This is a genomic window from Shimia litoralis (assembly GCF_005518135.1).
GTDB classification, from domain to species: Bacteria; Pseudomonadota; Alphaproteobacteria; order Rhodobacterales; family Rhodobacteraceae; genus Shimia_E; species Shimia_E litoralis.
Genome location: NZ_SULI01000011.1, coordinates 68,331 through 90,791 on the forward strand (window position 1 = coordinate 68,331; position 22,461 = coordinate 90,791).

Sequence of the window (22,461 nt, forward strand, 5' to 3'; positions counted from 1 at the left end):
TCTGCCTAATGCGTGACCGGGTACATTAATCCGCTGTCTTCAAGAATAAAGCGCGCACTAACCCAACCTGATTGACTGCCGCTACGAATGCGAAAGAACACGCCTTGGCGGTCGTTGGTGATGGCGCAGTCTTCTATTTTGGCAGTCGCTCCTGCCGCAAGCGTGCCGGTCGGGGTGTCGCCTAGGCCGGGCGTTGGGCGAATATTAACCTCGCGCTTTGCAACGCCGGTGCGGGTCGACGGCATCTCGGCCCAATCGGGTGTCCAGTTCTGGAGGTCCGTTGGCGTTTTCTTGAGAAAAACCCCGCCACTGCATCCAAGAGAATCAGCCAACAGCGGCACATTCAGAGGATAGGTCGGGGTCGGGGAACTGGCGCACCAGCCTTGCATACGTCGAGACCCTTTACACGTGGGGGGCGGGACCTCGACGCCCAACAGGTTGGGATCAAATATTGCGACAGACACCAGCCCGTTTTTGTTGCGAGAAACCGAGCAGGTAATCACGTCAAACTGAGCGTCCGGCAGCTTACGTGTAATCAGATCGGTGCCTAGGGTATCAAAGATGTCTTTCATCCGCGTCGCGGCCTGTGGCAAACGAGGTTCATAGTCGCCAAAGTGTTCGATGCCGCGTTGGGTTGATGCAGACAATTTGTCATATGAGGCGTAGGACCATGCGCTACAAATCCGAAAAATCGCCCCTTGGTCCAACCCCACAAGATTGATTGTCGGAGCATTCTTTGGTTTCGCGACAGGTTGAAAGCCCATTTGCCAACTGCGCATACCTGCGTGCAGAAAATAAAAGCTTTTGGCCGTGCGGTGCTTGAGCGACTCGCGCAGCAACAGCGGAGAAAGAAGACCGTCTTCGATCAGTTGGGTGTATTCGTACACAATATCATAGGTCAAATTCATGATGTCGCGTACATTTGCAGTGCTCTGGGCCTGCCTTTCTGGAAGTATTCCCATGTGAAACCCGACCTCGGCTCCGCTTTCGATGCGCGGGCCTTCAATGCTACCGCCCATCGCAAGAATCAGCGCACAGGCGGACAAACACCGATCGCCGTCTAGAACGGCGAACTCCCACGCGTAGGGATCTCCTGCCATGGGGTCCTGTTGTTCCTTGAGGTAAGCGCCGATTTTCAGCGCCTCAAGAAAGTTCCCGCCGGGGCTGTTTAGGACGATTTTCTGGCTGTAGTATCGTCGGTCGGTATGGAATTTGATGAATCTTTCCGCGTCTCCCTTTTCAATCAGGCCAGACAAATAAAAGACCGCGTCATATCCGTTGTCGCCGGCAAAATTTGATCCAGAAAATGCAGGCGGCCGTACGTCAGAGTAGTCGCGTGGCGACGTAGGGGGATAGATATATTCTAGCTGGTTGAGACGCGGAACAAGGTCATCTCGAACTTGAAACTCCATCGATGACGCAAAAGACGGTGCCACAAGGCACGCCAACCAAATCCATACCTTTAATATCCGCATGTGTGCCTCTTCAGAATGTTCATTCCGGAAGGGTAACTGCGAATCGATACTTAGAAAAGAAAAACGGCGGCGCCAGGGAGGAGGAGGGCGCCGCCGTTCTTTTTCTCAAGACACCTCAGGGAGGAGGAGGAGGTGCCTTGATCTCTGTTGGGCGCTTGGCCCGAATTTCNGGTGCCTTGATCTCTGTTGGGCGCTTGGCCCGAATTTCTTGCGGCGACACCAGGGAGGAGGAGAGGTGCCGCCGCTGAGTTACAAGACACCTCAGGGAGGAGGAGGAAGTGTCTTGATCTCTGTTGGGCACTTGGCCCGAATTTCTTGGGGCGACACCAGGGAGGAGGAGAGGTGCCGCCGCTGAGTTACAAGACACCTCAGGGAGGAGGAGGAAGTGTCTTGATCTCTGTTGGGCACTTGGCCCGAATTTCTTGGGGCGACACCAGGGAGGAGGAGAGGTGCCGCCGCTGAGTTACAAGACACCTCAGGGAGGAGGAGGAAGTGCCTTGATCTCTGTTGGGCGCTTGGCCCGAATTTTCGCGGCGATAACAGGGAGGAGAGCGTTATCGCCGCCATGAACAGAAAACCGAGGGAGGAGATTGGTTTTCTGAATAGTTGATCTCTATTTGTACACCGCCTGATATGCGACGCGGTTCAGGCTCGAGCGGTTCAAGCCAAGATCGGCGAGCTCGCGGTTTCCCAAAGCGTCAAGTTCACGAAGTGTGCGGCGCACGGCGCGGTTCTTTTTGTAACGGTCCACCATAGTGGTCAAAGCCGCTGCCAGGCGGTCAATTTCACTTTTTGCTGTGGCAGTATTCACACTGGTCATAGCCATCGGGGTTACCTCATTTACTCAGAAACGCTGTTCGCTGCGTCGTTATGAATATGGATATAGGAGCATGCTGCAGGTGCACAATGCACAGCTATGCAATGCTGCTATGCAGCATGCGAATACTACCCTTACGTCAACGTCATCTGGTGAATTGATAGGCAAGCGCTTGAAAAATATGGCATTGAGAAAATTGTGACTTGCTTGCCGCGCCGATTAAGGCTCTGTCTTTCGCAACATAACAGGAGTGGAACATGGCGGTTTCTCAAACCCAGATACAAAACGTTCTTCAAAAACTAGAGTTGCCAGATGGCGGAAATCTGGTGTCGCGCGATATGGTGCGTGCTTTGATGATCGACGACGGAGCGGTGCGATTTGTGATCGAGGCACCGTCGCCTGACATGGCGCGCCAAATGGAGCCCTTACGCCAAGCTGCTGAACGCGCAGTCCAGTCTCTGGACGGGGTGACATCTGCTTCGGTGGCTCTCACTGCTCACGGGCCCGCGGCGGCCCCCAAGGCACCGCCAAGCCTTAAGATTGGAGGGCACCCCAAACCGCAACAGGGGCCAATGAAAGTCGCTGGTGTGGATCGCATTCTAGCAGTGGGGTCCGGAAAAGGCGGCGTTGGCAAGTCAACGGTATCAAGCAATCTGGCGGTCGCATTGGCCAAGCAGGGACGCAAGGTCGGCTTGCTGGACGCGGATATTTATGGCCCTAGCCAACCGCGAATGATGGGTGTCAACAAGCGGCCTGCCTCGCCGGATGGCAAAACGATCATACCGCTTCAGGCGCATGGGGTGACGATCATGTCGATCGGGTTCATGCTTGAAGAAGACAAGGCGGTGGTCTGGCGGGGGCCAATGTTAATGGGGGCCCTGCAACAGATGCTTGGTCAGGTTCAGTGGGGGGATCTTGATGTGTTGATCGTCGATTTGCCACCGGGAACCGGTGATGTGCAGCTGACTCTCTGTCAAAAAACGGAAATCGCTGGCGCTATTGTCGTCTCGACTCCGCAGGATGTGGCGTTGCTGGACGCGCGAAAAGCGCTTGATATGTTTAACTCGCTGAACACGCCAGTCTTGGGGTTGATTGAAAATATGTCGACCTATGTGTGCCCCAACTGTGGTCACGAGGCGCATCTGTTTGGGCATGGTGGTGTCGCCGCCGAGGCCGAAAAGTTGGGCGTGCCTTTGCTGGGAACGCTGCCAATCGATTTGGATACTCGATTGGCCGGGGATGGCGGCACGCCGATCGCCACGGGCGACAGCGCTATGGCGCAGGCCTATGCAAAAATTGCACAAGATCTGGTCGAACGCGATTTGGCGTAAGCGCCCCCACCCCCAGTCACAAATCGATAGGTCACCGCAATTGTGCGGTGGCCGACCTAGGCGATAACGTCGCCAACCAAGGTGTGCGGGCGAGAATTTGTGAAATTTGGAATGTCGGCCATGACAGGGCCTGCTTTGCCCATGGCTTCTCCCATTGCGGCCTGATCGGCAAAGACCATAGTGGCGACAACATAAAATGCAGGTGGGGTATCTGGTCCCCCCGCAAGGCCTTTGGTCACAAGGGTGCTTTGGATGTGATCCCCCATGTGTTGCCCAACAAGAGCCATATGCGTTGTCGTGTAATAGTCATAGTCAAAGTGCGTGTCGTCAGAAATTGGGTAAATCACTTGTAGAGATACGGCCATTCGATCGATCCTCGTGTATGATGTGAACCATCGACCTTAACGCAAATTGAAGAAAAAGGAATACGCTTGGAAATTGCACCCTTTACCAAGGCGCGTTGCCCCGATCTGGCGCGGTTCCTAGATGACTGTTGCGAAACGCCACTGTCCTTTGAGAGCGAATTTCCGATCATGCAGTCGGCTGCGAACCATATTCACTTATGGGCGCTTGAATATTGGGCCGATCATCATGACTGGATTGATCAGGCGTATCGTACCAAATTTGCAGAGAGCATTTTGGCGCGATGGAGATCAAGACTAAAGGGGTATCAGCCCTATCAAACGCATGGGTTCCGATTGTATTTGTACGAAGACATGGCTCCGACCGTGTCGGTGGTGGCTGAAACGGAACGCGGGTGCCCATACGGTGGGGCGCTGACATTTGTTCCACGGGTTGCGGATGTGATGGCGCGCTACGATCATCAGAGTTGGGCACAGAATTTTTCACAAACCGGTTCGATCAATCCTGAACATGTGTTGGCCGCCATCCGCCGTCACAACGGGTCAATCGGCAAGCCGACCGCGCAAACGTTGGGCCTGCAAGTCGGAGCCTTGCGCAAGGTTATCGAGTGGTATGACCTTACCGAAGAGGTCAACAGGCTGCGCAAACATTTTGGTCGGCGTCCGGCACAGTTTCGGTCAGAGGAAATGCCACCTGCGTTTCATATCTGGGAAGAGAAACTGCCCGCTGGGTACTAGGCACGGTAATTTTTTAGGAAGCTTTGGAGTTCGGTGAAGAGAGCTTTACGTTCATCCTCGGAGAGAAAACTGCCGATCTCGACGGTTCGACCGTTTCCCGACAAAGTGACATAATGCGGAACCGGGCCACCTTTGATGTGCAGTTCGGCACGTGCCCAATAGATATTACAGCTCCAGACTTTGTCAGGTCCACGTACAGGAGTGTGGGTCAAGACAAGGTCGTCATCGACCAATGTGAGCGACTCGTAAACGTTGGCGTCTCGATAGGACCGTTCAAGCCCCCACCACAGGGCGCCCACCACCAGCAAGATAAATGGCAAAATACCCCAAAGAACCACGGTGCCAAGCAAGCCATAAAGTGGCACCGTGCCGAGCGTAAATGCCATCATGACGATTACGGCAAACCCTTTGCGGGGCAAAGACCGGTGCGGCCAGAGTTCAAGGATTAGGGGGGATTGAGTGGGGGTGGGCCATCTGTATGGCATGGTCCGATACTCGTCGTTGGTGTCAATTTGTTAGCAGTGTGCGGTGATTTAACTGAACTAAGGTCGGGTCAGAGGGTGTTGATACGTCACCGTGATCCGCTCAAATGAACAGGGCCGCAGATTTTGTCTGCGGCCCTGCATGATTGGTTCGTATGCCAGCACCTTAGTGTGCGTGGCCTTTGTCCCAGTCTTCCTGCTTAGGCAGGATTTCAAATGTATGCTCTGGGGGTGGGCACGGAAGTGTCCATTCCAGCGTATCCGCATATTCGTTCCAATAGTTGTTCTCTGTGATGCGTGCACCGCGCAAAAGCGCATAGATGACGATGCCAAAGAACAGGATAAAGGATGCAAATGATAGGAACGCGCCGTAAGAGCTGATTTTGTTCCAGTATGCAAAGGCTTCTGGGTAGTCGATATAGCGACGTGGCATACCCTGACGGCCCAAGAAGTGCTGTGGGAAGAACGTCAGGTTTGCACCGATGAAGAACGCCCAGAAGTGGATCTTGCCCCAGAACTCTGAGTAATGGCGTCCGGTCATTTTACCGAAGTAAAAATAGACACCGGCAAAGATCGCAAACACAGCACCCAGCGACATCACATAGTGGAAGTGTGCCACAACATAATAGCTGTCGTGATATGCGCGGTCGACGCTGGCCTGAGACAGAACCACACCTGTTACGCCACCGATGGTGAACAGAAACAGGAAGCCAAAGGCGAACAGCATTGGCGTTTTGAATTCAATCGAGCCGCCCCACATGGTGGCGATCCAAGAGAAGATTTTGACCCCAGTCGGGACCGCGATCACCATTGTCGCCATCATAAAGTAGGACTGTTGGGTCAGTGACATACCGACTGTGTACATGTGGTGCGCCCACACAACAAAGCCCAAACCACCGATCGCGATGATCGCCCAAACCATTGGCAGGTAGCCAAATACGGGTTTGCGCGAGAACGTTGCGATCACGTGGCTGATGATGCCGAAACCGGGAAGAATAACGATGTAAACTTCTGGGTGACCAAAGAACCAAAGAATGTGCTGGTACAGGATTGGGTCGCCGCCGCCAGCAGGATCAAAGAAGGTCGTGCCAAAGTTGCGGTCTGTCAGCAACATCGTGATGGCGCCTGCCAGAACTGGCAAGGACAGCAAGATCAACCATGCGGTGACGAAGATCGACCAAGAAAACAACGGAACCTTGAACAACGTCATGCCTGGGGCACGCATGTTTAGGAAGGTTGTGATCATGTTGATCGCACCAAGGATCGACGACGCGCCTGATACGTGAACCGCGAAGATCGCCAAGTCCATCGAGTAGCCGCCTTCATTGGTCGACAGTGGCGGGTACAGAACCCAACCAACACCCGAGCCAAGCTGGTCATTGCCACCAGGCGATAGCATCGACGCCACACCCAGAGCCACACCTGCCACATACATCCAGAAGGACAGGTTGTTCATGCGTGGGAATGCCATATCCGGTGCACCGATTTGCAGCGGCATGAAATAGTTGCCAAAGCCGCCGAACAACGCCGGGATCACCACAAAGAACATCATCAGAACACCGTGATAGGTGATCATAACGTTCCAAAGGTGGCCGTTTGGCGTACATTCCGCACCGGTCGCGATAAAGCGCGCACCTTCGAGGCACATGTATTGAACACCGGGTTCCATGAGCTCGAGGCGCATGTACACGGTGAGTAGAACCGCAATCAAACCGACGAGGGCTGATACGATCAGGTATAGAATACCGATGTCTTTATGGTTGGTCGACATGAACCAGCGGGTAAAGAATCCGCGCTCGTCTTCATGGTCGTGGCCGTGAATGGCTGCGTCCGCCATGTCTTGCCTCCTGTTGATGTATTAAAAGGCGCACGAGTCCCCCCTTGCGCCATGGTTCATCCTTCTTTTTAGATATGTCGGCCTTGGGCGGCAATGTTAGTCTTTGACGCAGATCAAAAAAAAGTGTCGCACCCTGTTTGATTTGGATCAAAATCGGGCCCAGATACGCCCATTTCCCGAATTTCTTTCCTGAACGGGCCATTTACTGCGACACGATTTCGTCAAATAGAGAAAATTCAGAATCAGCAAATCACCCTGACGGGCATGAAAAAGCCCGCGCAACTGATGTTGCGCGGGCTCAATAGTCGATCGTCGCGTGCAGAATTACTCTGCTGCGGGCGTTTCTGCTTCTTCGGTTGCAGCAGGTGCCGGTGCGACAGATGCAAGATACGCGGCAACGTCTTCGCCGCCCTTCTTAAGCTTGAATGTCATTTTGCTTTTGGCTTTGCTGTTGCCTGTGACTTCTTTCAGGTACCCCTTTGGGTCCTTGGCATAGCTTGTCAGGCTTTCAGCATCCCAAACCAGACCACCTTCACCAGCAGCGACCAAGTCTTTGCCGTATTTGAAGTCTGTGGAGCCAGCAACGCGGCCGATCACACCATAAAGGTTCGGGCCTGTCTTGCCGCCTTTGACAATTGTTTCGCCTTCTGGCGATACAATCATGTGGCAGGATTTACATTTTTTGAATGTCTTCTCGCCTTTGGCTGCGTCGCCTTCGGCCAATACGGGGCCAGTCAAAGCGAGTGTAGCTGCGGCTACTGCAAAAAGAGTTTTCATGAGTGTGCCTCTTGAGGTTTAGGTACGCGTCCGAACCGCACATTCGTTCATGACGTAGCGATGTGCAACAGGCAAATTGGCGCGCCAGTCTGAACAGCCAATTGCTGCTGATGTGCACGCTGAGCCATGAATTGACATCTGGATGCGCGTGCCCTTTGCCGACTTGTCCTTGGTCAACTCTCGGAAAACACTGACTGGAAAGTCCTTTTTAGAGCAACGTCCACATCGTCGAGCGTGACTGGAAGCCCCAAGTCTACAAGGGATGTGACCCCGTGTTCGGTAATGCCACAGGGGACAATGCCATCAAAGTGATCAAGTTCAGGCTCCACGTTGATAGATATGCCGTGAAAACTCACCCATTTGCGAATCCGAATACCGATCGCTGCGATCTTGTCCTCTGGTTTCTCGCCGGTCGCGGTGAACGGTTTGTCGTCTCTGACAATCCAGACGCCGACGCGCCCGTCGCGAATTTCGCCACGCAAATTGAATTCGGCCAATGTCGCGATGACCCACTCTTCGAGTTGATGCACAAATTTTCGGACGTCATGCCCGCGTTTGCCGACATCCAGCATCACATAGGCCACGCGTTGACCTGGACCGTGATAGGTATACTGGCCGCCACGTTTGGACGTGTACACAGGGAACCGGTCGGGGTCTGTCAGGTCTTCGCGCTTTGCGGATGTGCCTGCCGTATACAGCGGGGGATGCTCCACCAGCCAGATGCACTCGTCGGCATCACCTTTGTGGATCGCATTGGCGCGGGCTTCCATAAACGTGACCGCGTCGTCGTAATCCAGCAGGCCGTCTTGAACGATCCATTCGACCATCAGAAACACTCCAATTCAGGTTCCCTGTACATAATGCGTGAATGTCAAAATGGGAACCGGGTGCAGCAAGTTGGAATTACCTTGGTAGGGGTGCGTTTTCCTGCTTCACATCCGTGTGGCGACTCGCTATAGACCCGTCACCAAGTCAAGGCGTGCGGCCGTGGCGGAATTGGTAGACGCGCAGCGTTGAGGTCGCTGTGGGGTAACACCCGTGGAAGTTCGAGTCTTCTCGGCCGCACCATTTACTCCCCTTCATATTTTACGATTCGCAGGTTTATTTCAGACATGCGTCGGTTGGCGACAGCTCTGTCGCCGCGAGCATACCGTCCTGACATGGTGGTTTGTTTGACAGTTCTTTAGCGCATCACAAAGGGATCTGGGATGGGGTCGTCGCTGGTGCGCAGCCAAACGGATTTGATTTTTGTATAGTCCAGGGCCGCCTCAATGCCACCCTCGCGTCCGTGACCAGACAGGCCATGCCCGCCAAACGGTGCAATCGGGCTGACGACGCGGTATGTATTAACCCACACGATACCTGCACGGATGGCGCGGATCATGCGATGGGCGCGGGTCAGGTTTTGCGTGAACAGACCCGAAGCCAACCCAAATTGTGTGGTGTTTGCAATCGCAATGGCCTCGGCTTCGGTTTTGAAGCTGACCACGGACAGGACCGGGCCGAAGAACTCATTGCTTAGGCTATCGGCGTCTGGCGCACCGTCGCAATCCAAAATGGTGGGTGGAAAGTAATATCCGTCGCCATCAATTGCGTGGCCGCCTGTAAGCAGTATTGCCCCTTGTTCGACAGAGCGGTTGATCAGCCGTACCGCCGTGTCGCGCTGACGTTTTGTACACAGCGGGCCAACCTCGGTTTTCATGTCGTTTGGCGCGCCGATCACGATAGCCTCGGCCTTTTCCTTGAGGCGGGCGATGAACTCGTCTTTGATGCTCGCCTGCACAACAAGACGTGATCCCGACACACAGCTTTGACCCGTGGCAGCAAATACGCCCGAGACCTGCGCGTTCACGGCGCTTTCCAGATCGGCGTCGTCAAACACGATAAACGGCGATTTCCCCCCCAACTCGAGCGAGGTTGACGCCAGATTTTCCGCAGAATTGCGCACGATATGGCGCGCAGTTTCTGGCCCGCCAGTAAAGGCGACATGCGCCACGGACGGATGACTGGTCAGGGTCGCGCCCACATCAGGCCCGCCTGTGATGATATTCAACACGCCTTTGGGGAACCCCGCCTGATCAAAGATCCGCGCGAATTCCAGCATCGGCGCGGGACCTTCTTCAGAGGCTTTCAAAACCACGGTGCACCCTGCTGCCAACGCAGGGCCGATTTTGACGGCAGACAGAAACAGTTGCGAATTCCACGGGACAATCGCGGCGACCACACCGATGGGTTCGCGGCGCAGCCACACCTCCATATCCGGCTTGTCGATGGGCAGATGTGCGCCTTCGATTTTGTCAGCCAGCCCTGCGTAATACCGAAAGTATTCTGCGACATAGGCAATCTGCGCACTGGTTTCGCGAATGATCTTGCCTGTGTCACGAGTTTCCAATTCGGCCAGACGCGGCGCGGCCTCGGCAATAAATTCGGCCAGACGCATCAGCAGTTTTCCGCGTGCCGTGGCTGTCATGGATGCCCATTCAGAAGAGAAAAATGCAGACTCAGCAGCCTCTACGGCACGGTTCACATCTTTGACCGAGGCGTCAGGCATTTTTGCCCAAACGGCACCAGTGGCGGGATCAATGCTGTCGAAGTGGTCTGTGGCGTCTTCGAAGGACCCGTTGATGTACTGCTGAAAGCTATGCATTTTCTTTTCCTGATCTGGATCTTAGGCGAAGGCTGGCATCACGTCGTTGATGAACCGTTCGAGCGAGGCCTTTTTGCGTTCAAACGGCATCGAACTGTCGATCCAGAACGAATATTCATCATAACCCAATGCCTCGTAAGCCTTAAGGCGTTTGATCACTGTTTCAGGCGTGCCAATCACCAGATCGCGTTCCATGGCCTCGGGGGAATAGAACGGATGCGCCGCGATTTCGTCATCTGTCAGCGGGTCAATCAAACCCTGTGAAACATCGCGTTTGTTCATGAACCATGCACCAAAATAACAATAGAAACGGTTCAACTCGACTGCGCCCTGTTTGACGTCTTCTTCGCTGTCTCCCACATAAGTGTGCAGCAACAGCATGATCTTGGGGCGCGGTTTGTCCGGGAATTTTTTGCAAGCATCGTTGAACTTGCCCATCAGGTCATTGATTTCCTTGTCACCATTCCACAGTGGCGTGACCTGTACGTTACAGCCCTGCTGCACCGCAAATTCGTGGCTGTTTGGATCGCGTGCCGCAATCCAGACGGGGGGACCATCTTGTTGCATTGGCTGAGGTGATGATGTGGTTTTTGGGAATTTGTGGAATTCCCCGTCATGCTCATAATCGCCTTTCCACAAGGCTTTGACGGCTGGCACCAGTTCGCGCATGCGCTGGCCTGCTTCCCATGCATCCATGCCGGGCATCAAGCGTTCGTATTCGAATGAATAGGCCCCGCGCGCGATACCCAGTTCCAGGCGACCATCGGTGATGATGTCTGTCATCGCGGCCTCACCCGCCAGACGGATCGGGTGCCAGAATGGTGCAATGACGGTGCCTGTGCCAAGACGTACGTTTTTGGTGTGACGCGCCAGATCGACAAGGTTCAGCATGGGGTTGGGCGCGATGGTGAAATTCATCCCATGATGTTCACCCGTCCAGACCGCATGCATGCCACCGCGATCGGCGATTTTGCACAGTTCAACGAATTCGTCATACAGTTTTTTTTGATCCTCATCCGAGGAAATGCGCTCCATGTGCGCAAAAAGCGAGAACTTCATGCCTCAACTCCCTGATGTCATCGGGCGAACTTTGCCGCTGACCTGGTTGCCATAATATACCCCGAAATTCCCCATCCGGTTTTCGCCTGCAAACCGTTCGAGCATCGTGCAGACCACAGGGTCTGCGATGTCCATCAAGGTCGAGGGCGACAGGTCAGTGAAAGCGCCTTGCGTTGCGGTGTCTCCGCTGGCTTGGCACAGGAACGAGATATGTTGCGTTTCGCGCGCTTCGTCTTCGTACACAGAATAGATAAATCCGGGCTCGGCGTCGGTGCCACTGGCGTCGATCAACCGTCTAAGAGCGGCCGTCGCCCCATCTTTGCCCACTTTGATCTCGGGCAAGATCAGGCGACCATTGCCATCATCGGCAAGCAATACTTTGCCCTGATGTTCGATCAGTGCGGATACCTTGAGGTTCGCACTATTGCTCAGTGCTTCGGCTTCGGCGGCGGGGGTGACATAGGCTCCGCGTGCATACCCCAAACCAGGGTAGGGGCTGTTTTCAAAGGCTTCGACTTTGCCGATCAGAATCAAGTGGTCGCCCGCATCAACTGTTTTAAACATAGAGCAGTCGAACCATGCCGACACGCCGTCAAACACGGGGGATCCATGCGGTCCTCGTTGCCAGTCAACTGAGGCAAACCGATCCTCGACTGGGCGGGCAAAGGTGTTGGATACGTCTTTTTGTGTTTCCGCCAGAATGTTGACCGCAAAGCCATCGGCATTGGACAGCGAGTCATAGTTGCGAGAGCTGTTGGCGAGGCAAACCAAAACCAAAGGCGGATCAAGCGACACCGAACTGAATGAATTGGCGGTAAAGCCCAGCGGGGCACCGTCTACGTCGTGGGACGTCACGACGGTCACGCCCGTCATGAAGGCGCCAAAGGCATCGCGCAATTCGCGTGGATCAATCTCGGTCATGTTGTTCCTCCTTCAGATGGTGTGGCCAGCCAGCGTATTAGGGCGTTATTCACGGCATCAGGAGCCGTCAGGTTAACCATATGCCGATGTCCCGCGATGACCAAAGCCTGTCCTTGAGGCGCGGCATCTGCCATGGCCTGTGACATGCTGGGTGTAGAGTTTTGATCGCCATCGCCGGTGATCGCCAGGAGCGGGCATTTTATGTCACCAAGACGATCTGCATAGGTAGTGTCACCGCGCGCGAAGGCGCCATACGCGGTGGCATATCCGTCCAGATCAACATCGCTCAGCCATTTGGCGACCTCTGCGCGGGCGGCCTGCTGAATGGTGCTATCGCCGAACCATCGGGTCAGGGGCGTTTCCAGATCAAAGCCAGCGGTGCGAATCTGATCGGCTCGGGTCACAACCGCGGTGCGGGCGTCATCGGTCCGTCGATAGACACAGTTTAACAGGGCGACACGTTGAGGGTTGGCGGGATACGTGGTGGCATAGCCAGCGGCGATCAACGCGCCCATCGAATGTCCAGCGATGCTGGCGTGTTTAACATCTAATGCGGATAACGCAGCATGAAGCCAGTCGACAAAGGCGGGTAGTTGCGCGTCTTGGGGGAGGGGGGAGGACCCCCCGTGGCCCGGCATATCAAGCGCAATCACGCGGTGTGTTTTGGACAGGGCCGCGATTTGCGGAGCCCATGCGGCCGACTGCATGCCGACCCCATGAATCAACACAACCGGCGCACCGGACCCGGCCTCGCGATAGGTCAGGGTGTCAAACGGATCAGACAGCTGCAGGGTTGTCAACGTCATGGCCCAGTTCCTTAAGGTCTTGATAGCGATCCCCAATTCGGTGATGTGGACGGCCGCCGATAGATGCGCCCAACGCAATGACGATTTCATCCGGACCGGGGGCGTCTGCGACTTGCAACTGGATGGTCAGATAATGGCTGCGCTTGCCACCGTCGTTTTTGTCCATCAACGGAATTTGCAACGGGGCATTGGCCGGACCACGCGTGTTGGTGAACGCCAGATAAGACTTGGCGCCCACCGCTTCGCGGTAATGGTTGCCAAAGCGCAGTGTGTGGATCAGCGCCGAGCCGTGCTCGACCTCGCCGTTCACACCGACAATTGCCGACTTGCCGTATCCTTCGACTTTGTCGCCGCCACCTGCGGCCTCAAGCACCATTTCGGTGAGCAGCTTACCCAAGCCGGGCGCACAATCGTGGATTTCCGGGCGCAAGTCGTCGACAAAACCCCGCCCCGCCCAAGGGTTCTGAATAACCGCGACAGCTGCGATCATTTTGAGAGGGGTGGCAGCGGATTTCCCGCCTTCGATGAAGGTGTCTTCGACGTGGAGGAGCGTCTTGCGGATGGCTGCGGGCATTTGTGAGGACCTACTGTGATTCGATGTCGCTATAGTATGGTATACCATAATCTAGTATGTCAAATATCTTGCGCCCAACGGGGCCAATTGATACGATGTGCGGATGACGACAGCATCACTTTTGAAAATCGAACATCCTCCTGCAACGCTTCGTGACATGGTTCAGGAGCGGATGCGTGACGCCATTATCGAAGGGCATTTCAAACCCGGAGAGCGTCTGGTCGAGCGCCCGTTATGTGATCAGCTGGGGGTCAGCCGGACCGTCGTACGTGAAACAATTCGCTATCTCGAAGCCGAAGGTCTGGTGCAAATCTTGCCCGGGCGCGGCCCCATTGTGGCTCTGATGAATTGGGATGACGCCCGACAAATTTACGATATTCGCAAGATGCTTGAGACAGCTGCCGCACGGGCGTGTGCTCAGAACATGACCAAACAGCGTGCGCAAAGCCTTCAGGCGGCCTTGCGAAGCCTAAAAAATGCGTTTGGCAGCGCGGAAACCGGATCTCTGTTTCGCGCAACATCCCAGTTTTATGCAGAAATCTTTGAAGGCGCAGGGCACCATGTGGCGTGGGAAGTTGTGCAACGCCTGAATGGTCGGATCAGCCGCTTGCGCCGAATGACGTTGTCATGCGTAGAGCGAGAGCGCAGCGGACAAGATCACATGCAGGCAATTTGCGATGCGGTGATCTCGGGAGATGCAGACGCTGCCGCCCAAGCTGTGACATGTCACCTGAAAGATACCAGCAGGATTGCAGAGCATCTTTTGGCAGCAGAAACCGACGGCAAAGCGCTTTGACGCCGCCCAAACCACAATATTTGAGACCCAGTTTAGGAATAACCACCATGGATGATCTGTTCGACGCAGGCCTGAAGAAACGCAAAGATACACTCGGTGCCGCGTATGTGGAAAACAATTTGGCGGCCGCTGATGATTTTACCCGCCCGTTTCAAGAGGCGATGACAGCCTGGTGTTGGGGATTTGGTTGGGGAGACGAGGCGCTTGACGTTAAAACCCGATCCCTGATGAACTTGTCGATGATTGGTGCGCTGGGCAAGATGCACGAATGGGAACTGCACCTGAAAGGGGCAATCAATAACGGTGTGACCAAAGAAGAAATTCGCGCGGCGATCCACGTGATTTCGATTTATTGTGGTGTTCCGCAAGGCGTCGAATGTTTCCGCATCGCAAGGCCCGTCCTTGAAGAGCACGGCATGCTATAAGCGATTGAACAGGCCAGCCCGAAACGTCGGTTAAGCGGCACCATTCGCGTTCACCATATGTCGCAGGACACGCGCGAAGGTTTCGACGCCTTGGGCGCCAGATGTTGCCTGCTGACCTTCAAACACCATCGTCGGCACGCCAGATACACCGCGGGAGGTCCAAAAAGATTGCTTCTCGCGGACGACATCGGCAAATCGTCCGTCGTCGACCACAGTCATGGCCTCGACCGGATCAAGCCCGATAGAGCCCGCAGTACTGGCCAATACACTATGCTGCGAAACGTCTTGGCCGTCGGTAAAGTATGCGTGAAACAGCGCTTGTTTTAATTCATGTGCTTTGCCAAAGGTTTGGGCCCAATGCAAAAGTTGATGCGCGGCAAACGTATTGTAGATGCGCCCATCATCTTTGAATTGAAAATCGATATCCAGCGAGCGCCCGATGTCCTGTAGGTTTTGGCGGGCTTGCTGGGACTGTTCGGCGGTGCTGCCATATTTGCGCATGATATGATCGCGCAGGTTTTCGCCCTCGGGCACCATATCCGGGTTCAGTTCAAATGGGTGCCAATATGGCTCGATCGTGATGCCAGTCTCTTGGGCGGCTTGCTCTAATTGGCGGTACCCCACAATGCACCATGGGCACATTACGTCAGAGACAATATCAACTCGAATTGGCGCGGTCATTTCAGGCACTCCGTTTGTGTCATGATCACATGGTGTCGGCATGACGCCAGATCAAGGCACTGTTTTACGAGGTCAGGGCAAGACGCCAAGCCACAGCCAGACAGTGAATATCGAGGCCGCCGTGCCAATCAAGACGGTCGACGCGGCCACGCGCTGAGCGCGGCCATACAGATTTGCAAACAAATAGGCGTTGATACCCGGTGCCATGGATGACGTGAGCACGGCGGATCTAAAGGCGTCCCGATCAAGCCCGTTCCAGCTTCCAAAGGTCCAGACAAGAGCGGGATGCAAAATCAAAGAGACCGCACAGCAATACAGAATTGTGCGCAGATCGCCTTCGGGGCGATACCGATACAACACGCCCCCCATGCCAAACAACGCAGCAGGCAAAGCCGCGCGTGCCATGAGGTCGACAGAGACGTTCACGGTTTCCGGCAAGGGCACATGGCCCAAATTGACGATGAAACCCAGCGAAATGCCCACAATCAGAGCGTTTGAAAACATGGCCTTTAGAACCGTGGGTACAACGCGGATCAAGGATTGTCCGCGCGCACGGACGATTTCCATGACGGTGATGCCCAGACCATAGCAAAATGGCGAGTGGATCGCGATGATGGCATAGTTGCTGGTTAAGGCATCCGGGCCAAAGGCGCGTTCCGTGATTGCGAGGCCCAACAACAGGGAATTGGAAAACAGGCATACAAAGCCAATGGCGACGCTGTCTTCCCAATCACGTTTGAACAAAAATCGGCCACCCAGCATACCGGCGCAGAACGACAAAAATGCGCCCGCATAAAAGCTCCCAAGCAGGGCACCATCAAAATCAGCCGACAGATCAAGGCGGGAAATGGCGCGAAACAATAGAACAGGCACGGCAAAGTTGGTCGCAAACCGCATCAACCCGTCAATATGTGCATGTGTCAGCAGCTTGCGCCACGCCGCAGCATAGCCAAACCCGATCACAAGAAAGACCGGAAGGATAACGTCGATCAGCGCCTGCATGTGCGCAATATGGCGTAAGGGTCAGAGGTCATAGGAAATCTGCATACCATCAAACGCGGCGGTAATATGGTCTGCGGTTTCAGCGCAAACCTCGGCATAGTCCAGATCAATGTGCATGTTGGTCAGGACCGCGCGTTTTGGGGCGACGCGCTCAATCCATTCCAGAGATTTCTCAAAGTGGGCATGTGTCGGATGAGGAGTGCGGCGCAACGTATCCAGGATCCAGCAATCAAGTCCCTGCAGCTGCAGCCATGCATCGTCATAAATTTCCGCAACATCCGGCATATACACAAGGTCGCCAATGCGAAACCCGAGGGCGTCGATGCTTCCGTGGTTGACCTTGATGGGGGTAAGCGTGATCTGCCCACCGTCGCCGTCAATCACGACATCGCCATCAATCGTGTGCATGTCCAAAATTGGTGGGTACGGCGAATCTGCGGGTTGTACAAAAGCATACCCGAACCGTGAAAACAGGGCGTCCTGTGTTGGCCCGTCGGCCCAAACAGGCAGCCGCTTGCGCATGTTAAAGACAATCATCCGTAGATCATCAATACCATGAACGTGATCCGCATGGTTGTGGGTATAAACCACCGCATTCAGTTCCCCGACATTGGCATCCAAGAGTTGGTTGCGCATATCCGGTGACGTATCAATCAGAACCGTCGTCGAGCCATTTTCGGTGGTGCGTTCAATCAACATCGAACAGCGGCGTCGAAGGTTTTTTGGGTTCGTCGGATCACAATCACCCCAATGCCCGCCAAGACGGGGCACGCCGCCCGAACTGCCACAACCAAGTATTGTGAATGTCAGGCGCGCGCTCATGACGTCACAACCAGTTGTGATGCTTTGGTGAAGAGCCGATCAAAGTTGACTTGGGTCTGCGCCGCAAAATCTGGGTATGACATCCCAAAGACATCGGCACCAATCTGCGCAGTCAGGGCTGTATAAGCAGGTTCGTTGCGACGGCCTCGGTGGGGCGGTGGCGCAAGATAGGGCGCGTCGGTTTCCACCAAAATGCGCTCGACGGGGGCTGCGGCAAAGATATCGCGGACATCTTGGCTGCGCGGGAATGTCGCGATGCCTGACATCGACAGATAGAACCCAAGATCAACTGCCGTCTTGGCCAATTCAGCGCCCGAACTGTAACAATGCATGACACAGGAATAGGCACCGTTGGCGTATTCGTCAGACAAAATTCGGGCCATGTCGTCATCAGCATCGCGCGAATGAATAATCAGAGGCAATCCGGTTTCACGTGCGGCGGCAATATGGACACGCAACGATGTCTGCTGAATGTCTTTGCTGTCTGCGGTGTAGTGATAATCGAGACCTGTTTCCCCGATGCCCACAAATTTGGGATGGCGGGCAAGCAAGACCAGTTCATCAAAGGTGGCCATGGGTTCATCGGCCACGCTCATTGGGTGGGTGCCGGCTGCATAATACACAGGGGCGTGTGCTTCGGCGATTGCCCGTACGGCAGGTTCATTTTTCAGGCGCGTGCAAATGGTGACCATGCGGGTGACGCCAGCTTGTTGCGCGCGCGCGATGATGTCGTCAAGTTGACCTTCAAAATCCGGGAAATCAAGATGGCAATGGCTGTCGGTAATTTCAGATATCTGGGTCATCGGGTCACCGGCCTGCAGTTTGGGAAATCTTGAAAACCGTATCTAGAACAAGCGCGGCAGGGTCAAGGTTGACCGCCTTGCCGTGGCGCGTGCGCGCTGAAATTTCTTGGGCAATTTGGGCCCATGCGCGCGCGGCGTGCGGTGATGGCGAAAGGCGCAGCAATACTTGTGCTTCGTCTCGCGCGGCTTCTGGTGTGGGGGCTGCTCCGGTGGCACCAGTGCGTGCCAAGCGCGCCAAGAATGTCTCGAACAAGGTGAGCAACAGCTCGAACCGATCTGACCCATCTCGCGCGGCGGCTTTTTCGGCCAGCTTCATGGCGCGGGGGCGATCTGGCAATGGGGTATGCGCAAAGATGCCGACAATCTCTTGGTACATTTCAAGACCGTTCAAGCGCGTCAGGCGCAAGGCTTCTCCAACGGAACCGGCTGACAAGGCCGACAGGGCAGGGCCTTCATCAGCTCCGGCCCCGGCTTGCACCAGCGCGGCATGCATATCTTGCGGGGACAGTGGGGCCAGTCGCAATTCGCGGCATCGTGAGCGAATTGTGGGCAGCAAGCGTGAGGGTTGGTGTGAAATCAAAAGTATTGTGGTCAGGGCGGGCGGTTCTTCCAGCATTTTCAGCAGGGCGTTGGCCGCGTTGACATTCATTTCGTCGGCAGCGTCGACAATGACGACCCGACGGCCGCCATCGGTTGCCGACATTGTTAAGAAATGGGTGAGCTTGCGAATATCGTCAACGACGATTTGATCCCGCAATTTTTTGGTTTTTTCGTTCTCCGAGCGCGTGATGGAAAACATACCCGGTTCGGACCCTGCCAACATGCGATGTGCAACGGGGTGTTCGGGCGAGATATCCAATGTGTCATGCAGCGGAGGGGCATCTCCAAACAGGCCGCCATCTTGTTCCGGAGGCGTGGCCAGCAAAAACCGCGCAATCCGCCAAGCCAGCGTGGCTTTACCCACCCCAAGTGGGCCTGTCAAAAGCCACGCATGATGCAAGCGATGTGTATTAAAGGCCTCGAGAAAGTCACGCTCGGCGCCCCCTTGACCAATCAGGGTCTGGGTTTCTTTCGGATGTGGGGCACCTTCGACGCGATCGGCCTGCAGGGGCGTATCTGAACTCATGCGAGATGGGCCTGCGCGGTTTGGGCGACGTCATGCGCCACATCTTGAAGAGGTTGATCGCCGTTGATCACCCTAAATCTGGGTGCATATTCTTTGGCCAAGGCCAAGAAACCCTGACGCATCTGTTCCTGAAGTGTTTGCCCGAAATCCTCGAAGCGCTCTTCGCTGGTCTGTCGGGATTTTGCGCGGGCCAATCCTGTCGCAGGATCCATATCAAGCAGGATCGTCAAATCAGGCTCGCGACCAATCATCAAGCGGTGCAACTGATCCACAATACCGCGCAGATCGCCCCTCGACAAACCTTGGTACATGCGGGTGCTATCGGCGAACCGATCACATAACACGACTTTGCCTGCGGCCAGTGCTGGCAATATGGTGCGCTCTAAGTGATCGCGCCTTGCGGCCGTAAATAACAGTATTTCCGTTTCTGCTGACCAGCGGTCAGGATCACCTTCCAAGACCAAAGACCGAATTTCCTCGGCACCCTCCGAACCTCCGGGTTCGCGGGTTAGCACGACATCATATCCGTCACCGCGCAAGGTGTCGGCAAGCATACGGATCTGGGTGGATTTCCCAGATCCGTCGATGCCCTCAAACGTGATGAACCGCCCGCCTGCGCTCATGAAGTTTCACCAGATGGCATACCGGATGATTGCATCAAGACCGAGATTGCCGTGCGCATGCGCACCATAAAGCCGCCCTCGGGAACGTCTTGTTCTGCGACCAGTGGAATGCGGATTTCCGGAAGGCCCTCGGGGACCATCACCAGTTCAGCAAGGACTTGGTCTTTGGTGATCGGGGCTTGGATGGGTCCGTTATAGACCACTTCTGCTTTGAGGTCGGCGTCTGTCAATAATGGCAAAAGCACAGTGACGTCATCAGCAGGAACCAATCCAACGCGTGGGGCGCTGCCCATCCAGACATCGGCTGTGGCGACGCGCTCGCCCTTGCGCGCAAGCGTGCTCTCACCAAATTGGCGGAAGGCCCAATTGACGATTTGTTCGGACACTTCGGCCCGTGCTTGGGTGCTGTTCAGGCCTGAAATTACAAATATGACGCGGCGGTTGCCCTGACGCGCCGATCCCACAAGGCCATAGCCAGCCTCGGTGGTGTGTCCGGTTTTTAGGCCATCTGCGCCGATGTTCAGCTTTAGCAACGGATTCCGGTTCTTGGTGTTTCCCGGCGCGCGTCCATCAAAAGCAAATTCTTTCTCCGAAAACATCGGGTAGAACTCGGGGAAATCCGCGATCAAATGGTTGGCCAAAAGAGCAAGATCGCGCATCGACATGCGATGCCCAGGGGCGGGCCAGCCGTTAGAATTGGCAAAGGTTGAATTTGTCATCCCAAGCTTGCGCGCGCGGCGGGTCATCAGCCGTGCAAACCCGGCCTCGGTGCCGTCAGGTGACAGAGCCTCGGCAATCACGGCGCAGGCGTCATTGCCCGACAATACAATAATGCCGCGGATCAGGTCGGATACTTTCACCTTGTCGGTGGTATCCAAAAACATCGTAGAGCCTTTGTAATTCATGGCGTGCTGAGACACAGGCAGCCGTTCTTCCATCGACAGGCGACCTTCGCGGACTGCTTCGAAGGCCATATATAGGGTCATCAGCTTGGACATAGATGCGGGGGGCAGCGGCTCGTCCGCATTTTTCGCCAACAAAATGGTGCCGGTCCCCTGATCCATCACAAAGGCGGCTTTGGCACGGGTTTCAAACGCGCTTGCTTGGCTCACAAGCAGCAACATTACAAAGGTGGCTGACAAGAAGCGTTGAAGTATCCGGATCATAGAGATCTCCGTCATAGGTCTTAGTTTGAAACGGCGTATGCGTCCGTAAAGCCGGCACCGTGAATCTGTTTCAACAGGGCGCTGCGCTCGGATTTGTTGCTGGCGGGGCCGACCAGAACGCGCCAGAAGGTTTTGTTCTTGGATGACATTTTTTTGTTCAAAGGCACCATGCCATTTGAACGCATTTGTGCGGCGGCGTTTTTGGCGTTTGCCTCGACGCTGAAAATCCCGATTTGAAGATACGGCTTGTCCAGAGATGAGGATTGCGGGGCAGGCGCTGTTTCAGACGTCACAGCCTGAGTTGGTGGCTTGGTTTCTGCTTCTGCGGCGGCAATCGCCGCCGTTGCCGCCGCAAGCGGTTCGAGCGCTTCTGAGTCGACCTCGGGAGCTTCGGCAAGTTCTGCCTCGCCTTCCGGGGCAACTTCTTCGCGGCGCAAGGCCGTCACGTTAAGTTCCACGGGTTGTCCGGCCAACATGCCTAGTGCCTCTGCTGCATCAGCCGAGATTTGGATGCGCGGGCCGGGAATTTCACGCTCTCTGCGGAAAAGGGCGCCGATCACAAATTTTCCGTTGCTTTCGTTGCGGATAATGACGCGCTCTGGATCTGCAACATCAGGGTGCGCTGCCCACACTCCGCCAAGAGAGGGCCGTCCATCCCAAAGGCCAGCTTCTGAGACCGAGAACACATCAGGTGCTTCAACGTCGCGCTCAACCAGTTTGGTTGTCTGAGAGGCTGCTTCGGGGGATTGATCAGCAGGCTTGAAGAGAGAAAAACCTTCCATGTCTTCGCACCCCATCAGCGCCGTTGAGGCGACCAGCGCCAAAAGCAAACTGCGTTTGCGCGCAAACCCCGCGTATCGGGTGTTGGTGATTGTCATGCTTTGCCCTTTGCCTGTCTGCGGTCGTTGCCGCTTGGCCAGTGTTTGGCCGCCCGTAACAGCCCCCTGAGAGGCTGCGTTTGGACGCAGTGTAGCGATATGCACCCAGCAATAAAAGTCTGTGTTCCAAGATCGGCAAAAAATCCCCTGTTAAGGGTTTTAGAATCAATTCTGTCATATTAGGGAGGGGACGTCGGAGGAGTGGCAGAGTGGTCGAATGCACCGGTCTTGAAAACCGACGAGGGTTAACGCCCTCCCAGGGTTCGAATCCCTGTTCCTCCGCCACAGACCCCCGGTCTTTGGTTCATTTACA

24 protein-coding genes and 2 tRNA genes are annotated in these 22,461 nt (G+C 55.2%); 6 read left to right on the top strand and 20 right to left on the bottom strand.

Features of this window, described 5'->3' with window-relative positions; all coding sequences use genetic code 11:
- Nucleotides 1-5: 5 nt before the first annotated feature.
- Together FAP39_RS10730 and FAP39_RS10735 are read right to left on the bottom strand one after the other, a co-directional pair.
- On the bottom strand, nucleotides 6-1,475 hold the full coding sequence (locus FAP39_RS10730; RefSeq protein ID WP_138016394.1) for an SH3 domain-containing protein: 1,470 nt from the start codon (nucleotides 1,473-1,475) through the stop codon (nucleotides 6-8).
- Between the two features lie 613 nt (nucleotides 1,476-2,088).
- A complete protein-coding gene (locus FAP39_RS10735) occupies nucleotides 2,089-2,301 on the bottom strand; it encodes a DUF1127 domain-containing protein (protein WP_246059078.1) in 213 nt (70 codons plus the stop codon).
- A gap of 248 nt (nucleotides 2,302-2,549) precedes the next feature.
- Here FAP39_RS10735 and FAP39_RS10740 point away from each other — a divergent pair, with 248 nt between their 5' ends.
- Nucleotides 2,550-3,623, top strand: coding sequence for an Mrp/NBP35 family ATP-binding protein (locus FAP39_RS10740; RefSeq protein ID WP_138016395.1), 1,074 nt, complete (start codon nucleotides 2,550-2,552; stop codon nucleotides 3,621-3,623).
- Between the two features lie 56 nt (nucleotides 3,624-3,679).
- Here FAP39_RS10740 and FAP39_RS10745 read toward each other — a convergent pair whose 3' ends face one another.
- Nucleotides 3,680-3,988 (bottom strand): EthD family reductase, encoded by a 309-nt coding sequence (locus tag FAP39_RS10745; protein ID WP_138016396.1) that lies wholly within the window; start codon nucleotides 3,986-3,988, stop codon nucleotides 3,680-3,682.
- 66 nt (nucleotides 3,989-4,054) lie between these two features.
- Here FAP39_RS10745 and FAP39_RS10750 point away from each other — a divergent pair, with 66 nt between their 5' ends.
- On the top strand, nucleotides 4,055-4,723 hold the full coding sequence (locus tag FAP39_RS10750; protein ID WP_138016397.1) for a Clp protease N-terminal domain-containing protein: 669 nt from the start codon (nucleotides 4,055-4,057) through the stop codon (nucleotides 4,721-4,723).
- Here the strand turns inward: FAP39_RS10750 and FAP39_RS10755 are convergent.
- The 4 genes from FAP39_RS10755 to lipB form a co-directional block, all read right to left on the bottom strand.
- Nucleotides 4,720-5,208: a DUF2244 domain-containing protein gene (locus tag FAP39_RS10755; RefSeq protein WP_138016398.1), complete on the bottom strand. Its 489-nt coding sequence runs from the start codon at nucleotides 5,206-5,208 to the stop codon at nucleotides 4,720-4,722. The two genes, FAP39_RS10750 and FAP39_RS10755, sit on opposite strands and share 4 nt — an antisense overlap.
- 163 nt (nucleotides 5,209-5,371) lie before the next feature.
- Nucleotides 5,372-7,042, bottom strand: a complete 1,671-nt coding sequence (gene ctaD / locus FAP39_RS10760; RefSeq protein ID WP_138016399.1) for a cytochrome c oxidase subunit I — start codon at nucleotides 7,040-7,042, stop codon at nucleotides 5,372-5,374.
- 324 nt (nucleotides 7,043-7,366) lie between these two features.
- Nucleotides 7,367-7,819: a c-type cytochrome gene (locus FAP39_RS10765; RefSeq protein ID WP_138016400.1), complete on the bottom strand. Its 453-nt coding sequence runs from the start codon at nucleotides 7,817-7,819 to the stop codon at nucleotides 7,367-7,369.
- A gap of 173 nt (nucleotides 7,820-7,992) precedes the next feature.
- Entirely contained in the window at nucleotides 7,993-8,646 is a 654-nt protein-coding gene (lipB, locus tag FAP39_RS10770) for a lipoyl(octanoyl) transferase LipB (protein ID WP_138016401.1), read from the bottom strand.
- A gap of 154 nt (nucleotides 8,647-8,800) precedes the next feature.
- On the opposite strand from lipB, the gene FAP39_RS10775 reads away from it, so the two are divergent.
- A tRNA-Leu gene (locus tag FAP39_RS10775) sits at nucleotides 8,801-8,887 on the top strand.
- A 115-nt stretch (nucleotides 8,888-9,002) separates the two neighbouring features.
- On the opposite strand, the gene FAP39_RS10780 is transcribed toward FAP39_RS10775, so the two are convergent.
- From FAP39_RS10780 to FAP39_RS10800, 5 genes are read right to left on the bottom strand one after another with little or no spacing between them, the layout of a single operon-like run.
- On the bottom strand, nucleotides 9,003-10,466 hold the full coding sequence (locus FAP39_RS10780) for an aldehyde dehydrogenase (protein ID WP_138016402.1): 1,464 nt from the start codon (nucleotides 10,464-10,466) through the stop codon (nucleotides 9,003-9,005).
- A 21-nt stretch (nucleotides 10,467-10,487) separates the two neighbouring features.
- The gene (locus FAP39_RS10785) at nucleotides 10,488-11,525 is read right to left on the bottom strand and encodes an LLM class flavin-dependent oxidoreductase (protein ID WP_138016403.1); all 1,038 of its coding nucleotides are present in this window, start codon (nucleotides 11,523-11,525) and stop codon (nucleotides 10,488-10,490) included.
- A 3-nt stretch (nucleotides 11,526-11,528) separates the two neighbouring features.
- Nucleotides 11,529-12,446 (bottom strand): flavin reductase family protein, encoded by a 918-nt coding sequence (locus tag FAP39_RS10790; protein ID WP_138016404.1) that lies wholly within the window; start codon nucleotides 12,444-12,446, stop codon nucleotides 11,529-11,531.
- A complete protein-coding gene (locus FAP39_RS10795; protein ID WP_138016405.1) occupies nucleotides 12,443-13,252 on the bottom strand; it encodes an alpha/beta fold hydrolase in 810 nt (269 codons plus the stop codon). The genes FAP39_RS10790 and FAP39_RS10795 overlap by 4 nt, the downstream gene beginning before the upstream one ends.
- Nucleotides 13,224-13,826 (bottom strand): amino acid synthesis family protein, encoded by a 603-nt coding sequence (locus tag FAP39_RS10800; RefSeq protein WP_138016406.1) that lies wholly within the window; start codon nucleotides 13,824-13,826, stop codon nucleotides 13,224-13,226. Before FAP39_RS10800 ends, FAP39_RS10795 begins: the two co-directional genes overlap by 29 nt.
- A 103-nt stretch (nucleotides 13,827-13,929) precedes the next feature.
- Here FAP39_RS10800 and FAP39_RS10805 point away from each other — a divergent pair, with 103 nt between their 5' ends.
- Nucleotides 13,930-14,622, top strand: coding sequence for a GntR family transcriptional regulator (locus tag FAP39_RS10805; RefSeq protein WP_138016407.1), 693 nt, complete (start codon nucleotides 13,930-13,932; stop codon nucleotides 14,620-14,622).
- Nucleotides 14,623-14,669: 47 nt separating this feature from the next.
- Nucleotides 14,670-15,047, top strand: a complete 378-nt coding sequence (locus tag FAP39_RS10810) for a carboxymuconolactone decarboxylase family protein (RefSeq protein ID WP_138016408.1) — start codon at nucleotides 14,670-14,672, stop codon at nucleotides 15,045-15,047.
- A gap of 30 nt (nucleotides 15,048-15,077) precedes the next feature.
- Here FAP39_RS10810 and FAP39_RS10815 read toward each other — a convergent pair whose 3' ends face one another.
- The 8 genes from FAP39_RS10815 to FAP39_RS10850 form a co-directional block, all read right to left on the bottom strand.
- A complete protein-coding gene (locus tag FAP39_RS10815; RefSeq protein WP_138016409.1) occupies nucleotides 15,078-15,728 on the bottom strand; it encodes a DsbA family oxidoreductase in 651 nt (216 codons plus the stop codon).
- Nucleotides 15,729-15,800: 72 nt separating this feature from the next.
- Entirely contained in the window at nucleotides 15,801-16,730 is a 930-nt protein-coding gene (locus tag FAP39_RS10820; RefSeq protein WP_138016410.1) for an AEC family transporter, read from the bottom strand.
- A gap of 21 nt (nucleotides 16,731-16,751) precedes the next feature.
- The gene (locus FAP39_RS10825; RefSeq protein WP_138016411.1) at nucleotides 16,752-17,552 is read right to left on the bottom strand and encodes an MBL fold metallo-hydrolase; all 801 of its coding nucleotides are present in this window, start codon (nucleotides 17,550-17,552) and stop codon (nucleotides 16,752-16,754) included.
- Nucleotides 17,549-18,355: a TatD family hydrolase gene (locus FAP39_RS10830; protein WP_138016412.1), complete on the bottom strand. Its 807-nt coding sequence runs from the start codon at nucleotides 18,353-18,355 to the stop codon at nucleotides 17,549-17,551. Before FAP39_RS10830 ends, FAP39_RS10825 begins: the two co-directional genes overlap by 4 nt.
- A 4-nt stretch (nucleotides 18,356-18,359) precedes the next feature.
- On the bottom strand, nucleotides 18,360-19,481 hold the full coding sequence (locus FAP39_RS10835) for a DNA polymerase III subunit delta' (RefSeq protein WP_138016413.1): 1,122 nt from the start codon (nucleotides 19,479-19,481) through the stop codon (nucleotides 18,360-18,362).
- Nucleotides 19,478-20,104: a dTMP kinase gene (gene tmk, locus FAP39_RS10840; protein ID WP_138016414.1), complete on the bottom strand. Its 627-nt coding sequence runs from the start codon at nucleotides 20,102-20,104 to the stop codon at nucleotides 19,478-19,480. Before tmk ends, FAP39_RS10835 begins: the two co-directional genes overlap by 4 nt.
- Nucleotides 20,101-21,270, bottom strand: coding sequence for a D-alanyl-D-alanine carboxypeptidase family protein (locus tag FAP39_RS10845; protein WP_425471420.1), 1,170 nt, complete (start codon nucleotides 21,268-21,270; stop codon nucleotides 20,101-20,103). The genes tmk and FAP39_RS10845 overlap by 4 nt, the downstream gene beginning before the upstream one ends.
- Before the next feature lie 20 nt (nucleotides 21,271-21,290).
- Nucleotides 21,291-22,148 carry an SPOR domain-containing protein gene (locus FAP39_RS10850; RefSeq protein ID WP_138016416.1) on the bottom strand — a complete coding sequence of 286 codons (858 nt, stop codon included), beginning with the start codon at nucleotides 22,146-22,148 and terminating at the stop codon, nucleotides 21,291-21,293.
- A 195-nt stretch (nucleotides 22,149-22,343) separates the two neighbouring features.
- Between FAP39_RS10850 and FAP39_RS10855 the strand changes: the two genes are divergently transcribed.
- A tRNA-Ser gene (locus FAP39_RS10855) sits at nucleotides 22,344-22,433 on the top strand.
- Nucleotides 22,434-22,461 lie beyond the last annotated feature (28 nt).

Coding starts and splice junctions, on each gene's coding strand:
- FAP39_RS10780 (WP_138016402.1), bottom strand. CDS start 10,466: ATGCATAGCTTTCAGCAGTACATCAACGGGTCCTTCGAAGACGCCACA.
- FAP39_RS10740 (WP_138016395.1), top strand. CDS start 2,550: ATGGCGGTTTCTCAAACCCAGATACAAAACGTTCTTCAAAAACTAGAG.
- FAP39_RS10845 (WP_425471420.1), bottom strand. CDS start 21,270: ATGATCCGGATACTTCAACGCTTCTTGTCAGCCACCTTTGTAATGTTG.
- FAP39_RS10790 (WP_138016404.1), bottom strand. CDS start 12,446: ATGACCGAGATTGATCCACGCGAATTGCGCGATGCCTTTGGCGCCTTC.
- FAP39_RS10785 (WP_138016403.1), bottom strand. CDS start 11,525: ATGAAGTTCTCGCTTTTTGCGCACATGGAGCGCATTTCCTCGGATGAG.
- FAP39_RS10800 (WP_138016406.1), bottom strand. CDS start 13,826: ATGCCCGCAGCCATCCGCAAGACGCTCCTCCACGTCGAAGACACCTTC.
- FAP39_RS10835 (WP_138016413.1), bottom strand. CDS start 19,481: ATGAGTTCAGATACGCCCCTGCAGGCCGATCGCGTCGAAGGTGCCCCA.
- FAP39_RS10825 (WP_138016411.1), bottom strand. CDS start 17,552: ATGAGCGCGCGCCTGACATTCACAATACTTGGTTGTGGCAGTTCGGGC.
- FAP39_RS10745 (WP_138016396.1), bottom strand. CDS start 3,988: ATGGCCGTATCTCTACAAGTGATTTACCCAATTTCTGACGACACGCAC.
- lipB (WP_138016401.1), bottom strand. CDS start 8,646: ATGGTCGAATGGATCGTTCAAGACGGCCTGCTGGATTACGACGACGCG.
- FAP39_RS10765 (WP_138016400.1), bottom strand. CDS start 7,819: ATGAAAACTCTTTTTGCAGTAGCCGCAGCTACACTCGCTTTGACTGGC.
- FAP39_RS10805 (WP_138016407.1), top strand. CDS start 13,930: ATGACGACAGCATCACTTTTGAAAATCGAACATCCTCCTGCAACGCTT.
- FAP39_RS10795 (WP_138016405.1), bottom strand. CDS start 13,252: ATGACGTTGACAACCCTGCAGCTGTCTGATCCGTTTGACACCCTGACC.
- FAP39_RS10735 (WP_246059078.1), bottom strand. CDS start 2,301: ATGGCTATGACCAGTGTGAATACTGCCACAGCAAAAAGTGAAATTGAC.
- FAP39_RS10820 (WP_138016410.1), bottom strand. CDS start 16,730: ATGCAGGCGCTGATCGACGTTATCCTTCCGGTCTTTCTTGTGATCGGG.
- FAP39_RS10850 (WP_138016416.1), bottom strand. CDS start 22,148: ATGACAATCACCAACACCCGATACGCGGGGTTTGCGCGCAAACGCAGT.
- ctaD (WP_138016399.1), bottom strand. CDS start 7,042: ATGGCGGACGCAGCCATTCACGGCCACGACCATGAAGACGAGCGCGGA.
- tmk (WP_138016414.1), bottom strand. CDS start 20,104: ATGAGCGCAGGCGGGCGGTTCATCACGTTTGAGGGCATCGACGGATCT.
- FAP39_RS10730 (WP_138016394.1), bottom strand. CDS start 1,475: ATGCGGATATTAAAGGTATGGATTTGGTTGGCGTGCCTTGTGGCACCG.
- FAP39_RS10815 (WP_138016409.1), bottom strand. CDS start 15,728: ATGACCGCGCCAATTCGAGTTGATATTGTCTCTGACGTAATGTGCCCA.
- FAP39_RS10755 (WP_138016398.1), bottom strand. CDS start 5,208: ATGCCATACAGATGGCCCACCCCCACTCAATCCCCCCTAATCCTTGAA.
- FAP39_RS10830 (WP_138016412.1), bottom strand. CDS start 18,355: ATGACCCAGATATCTGAAATTACCGACAGCCATTGCCATCTTGATTTC.
- FAP39_RS10810 (WP_138016408.1), top strand. CDS start 14,670: ATGGATGATCTGTTCGACGCAGGCCTGAAGAAACGCAAAGATACACTC.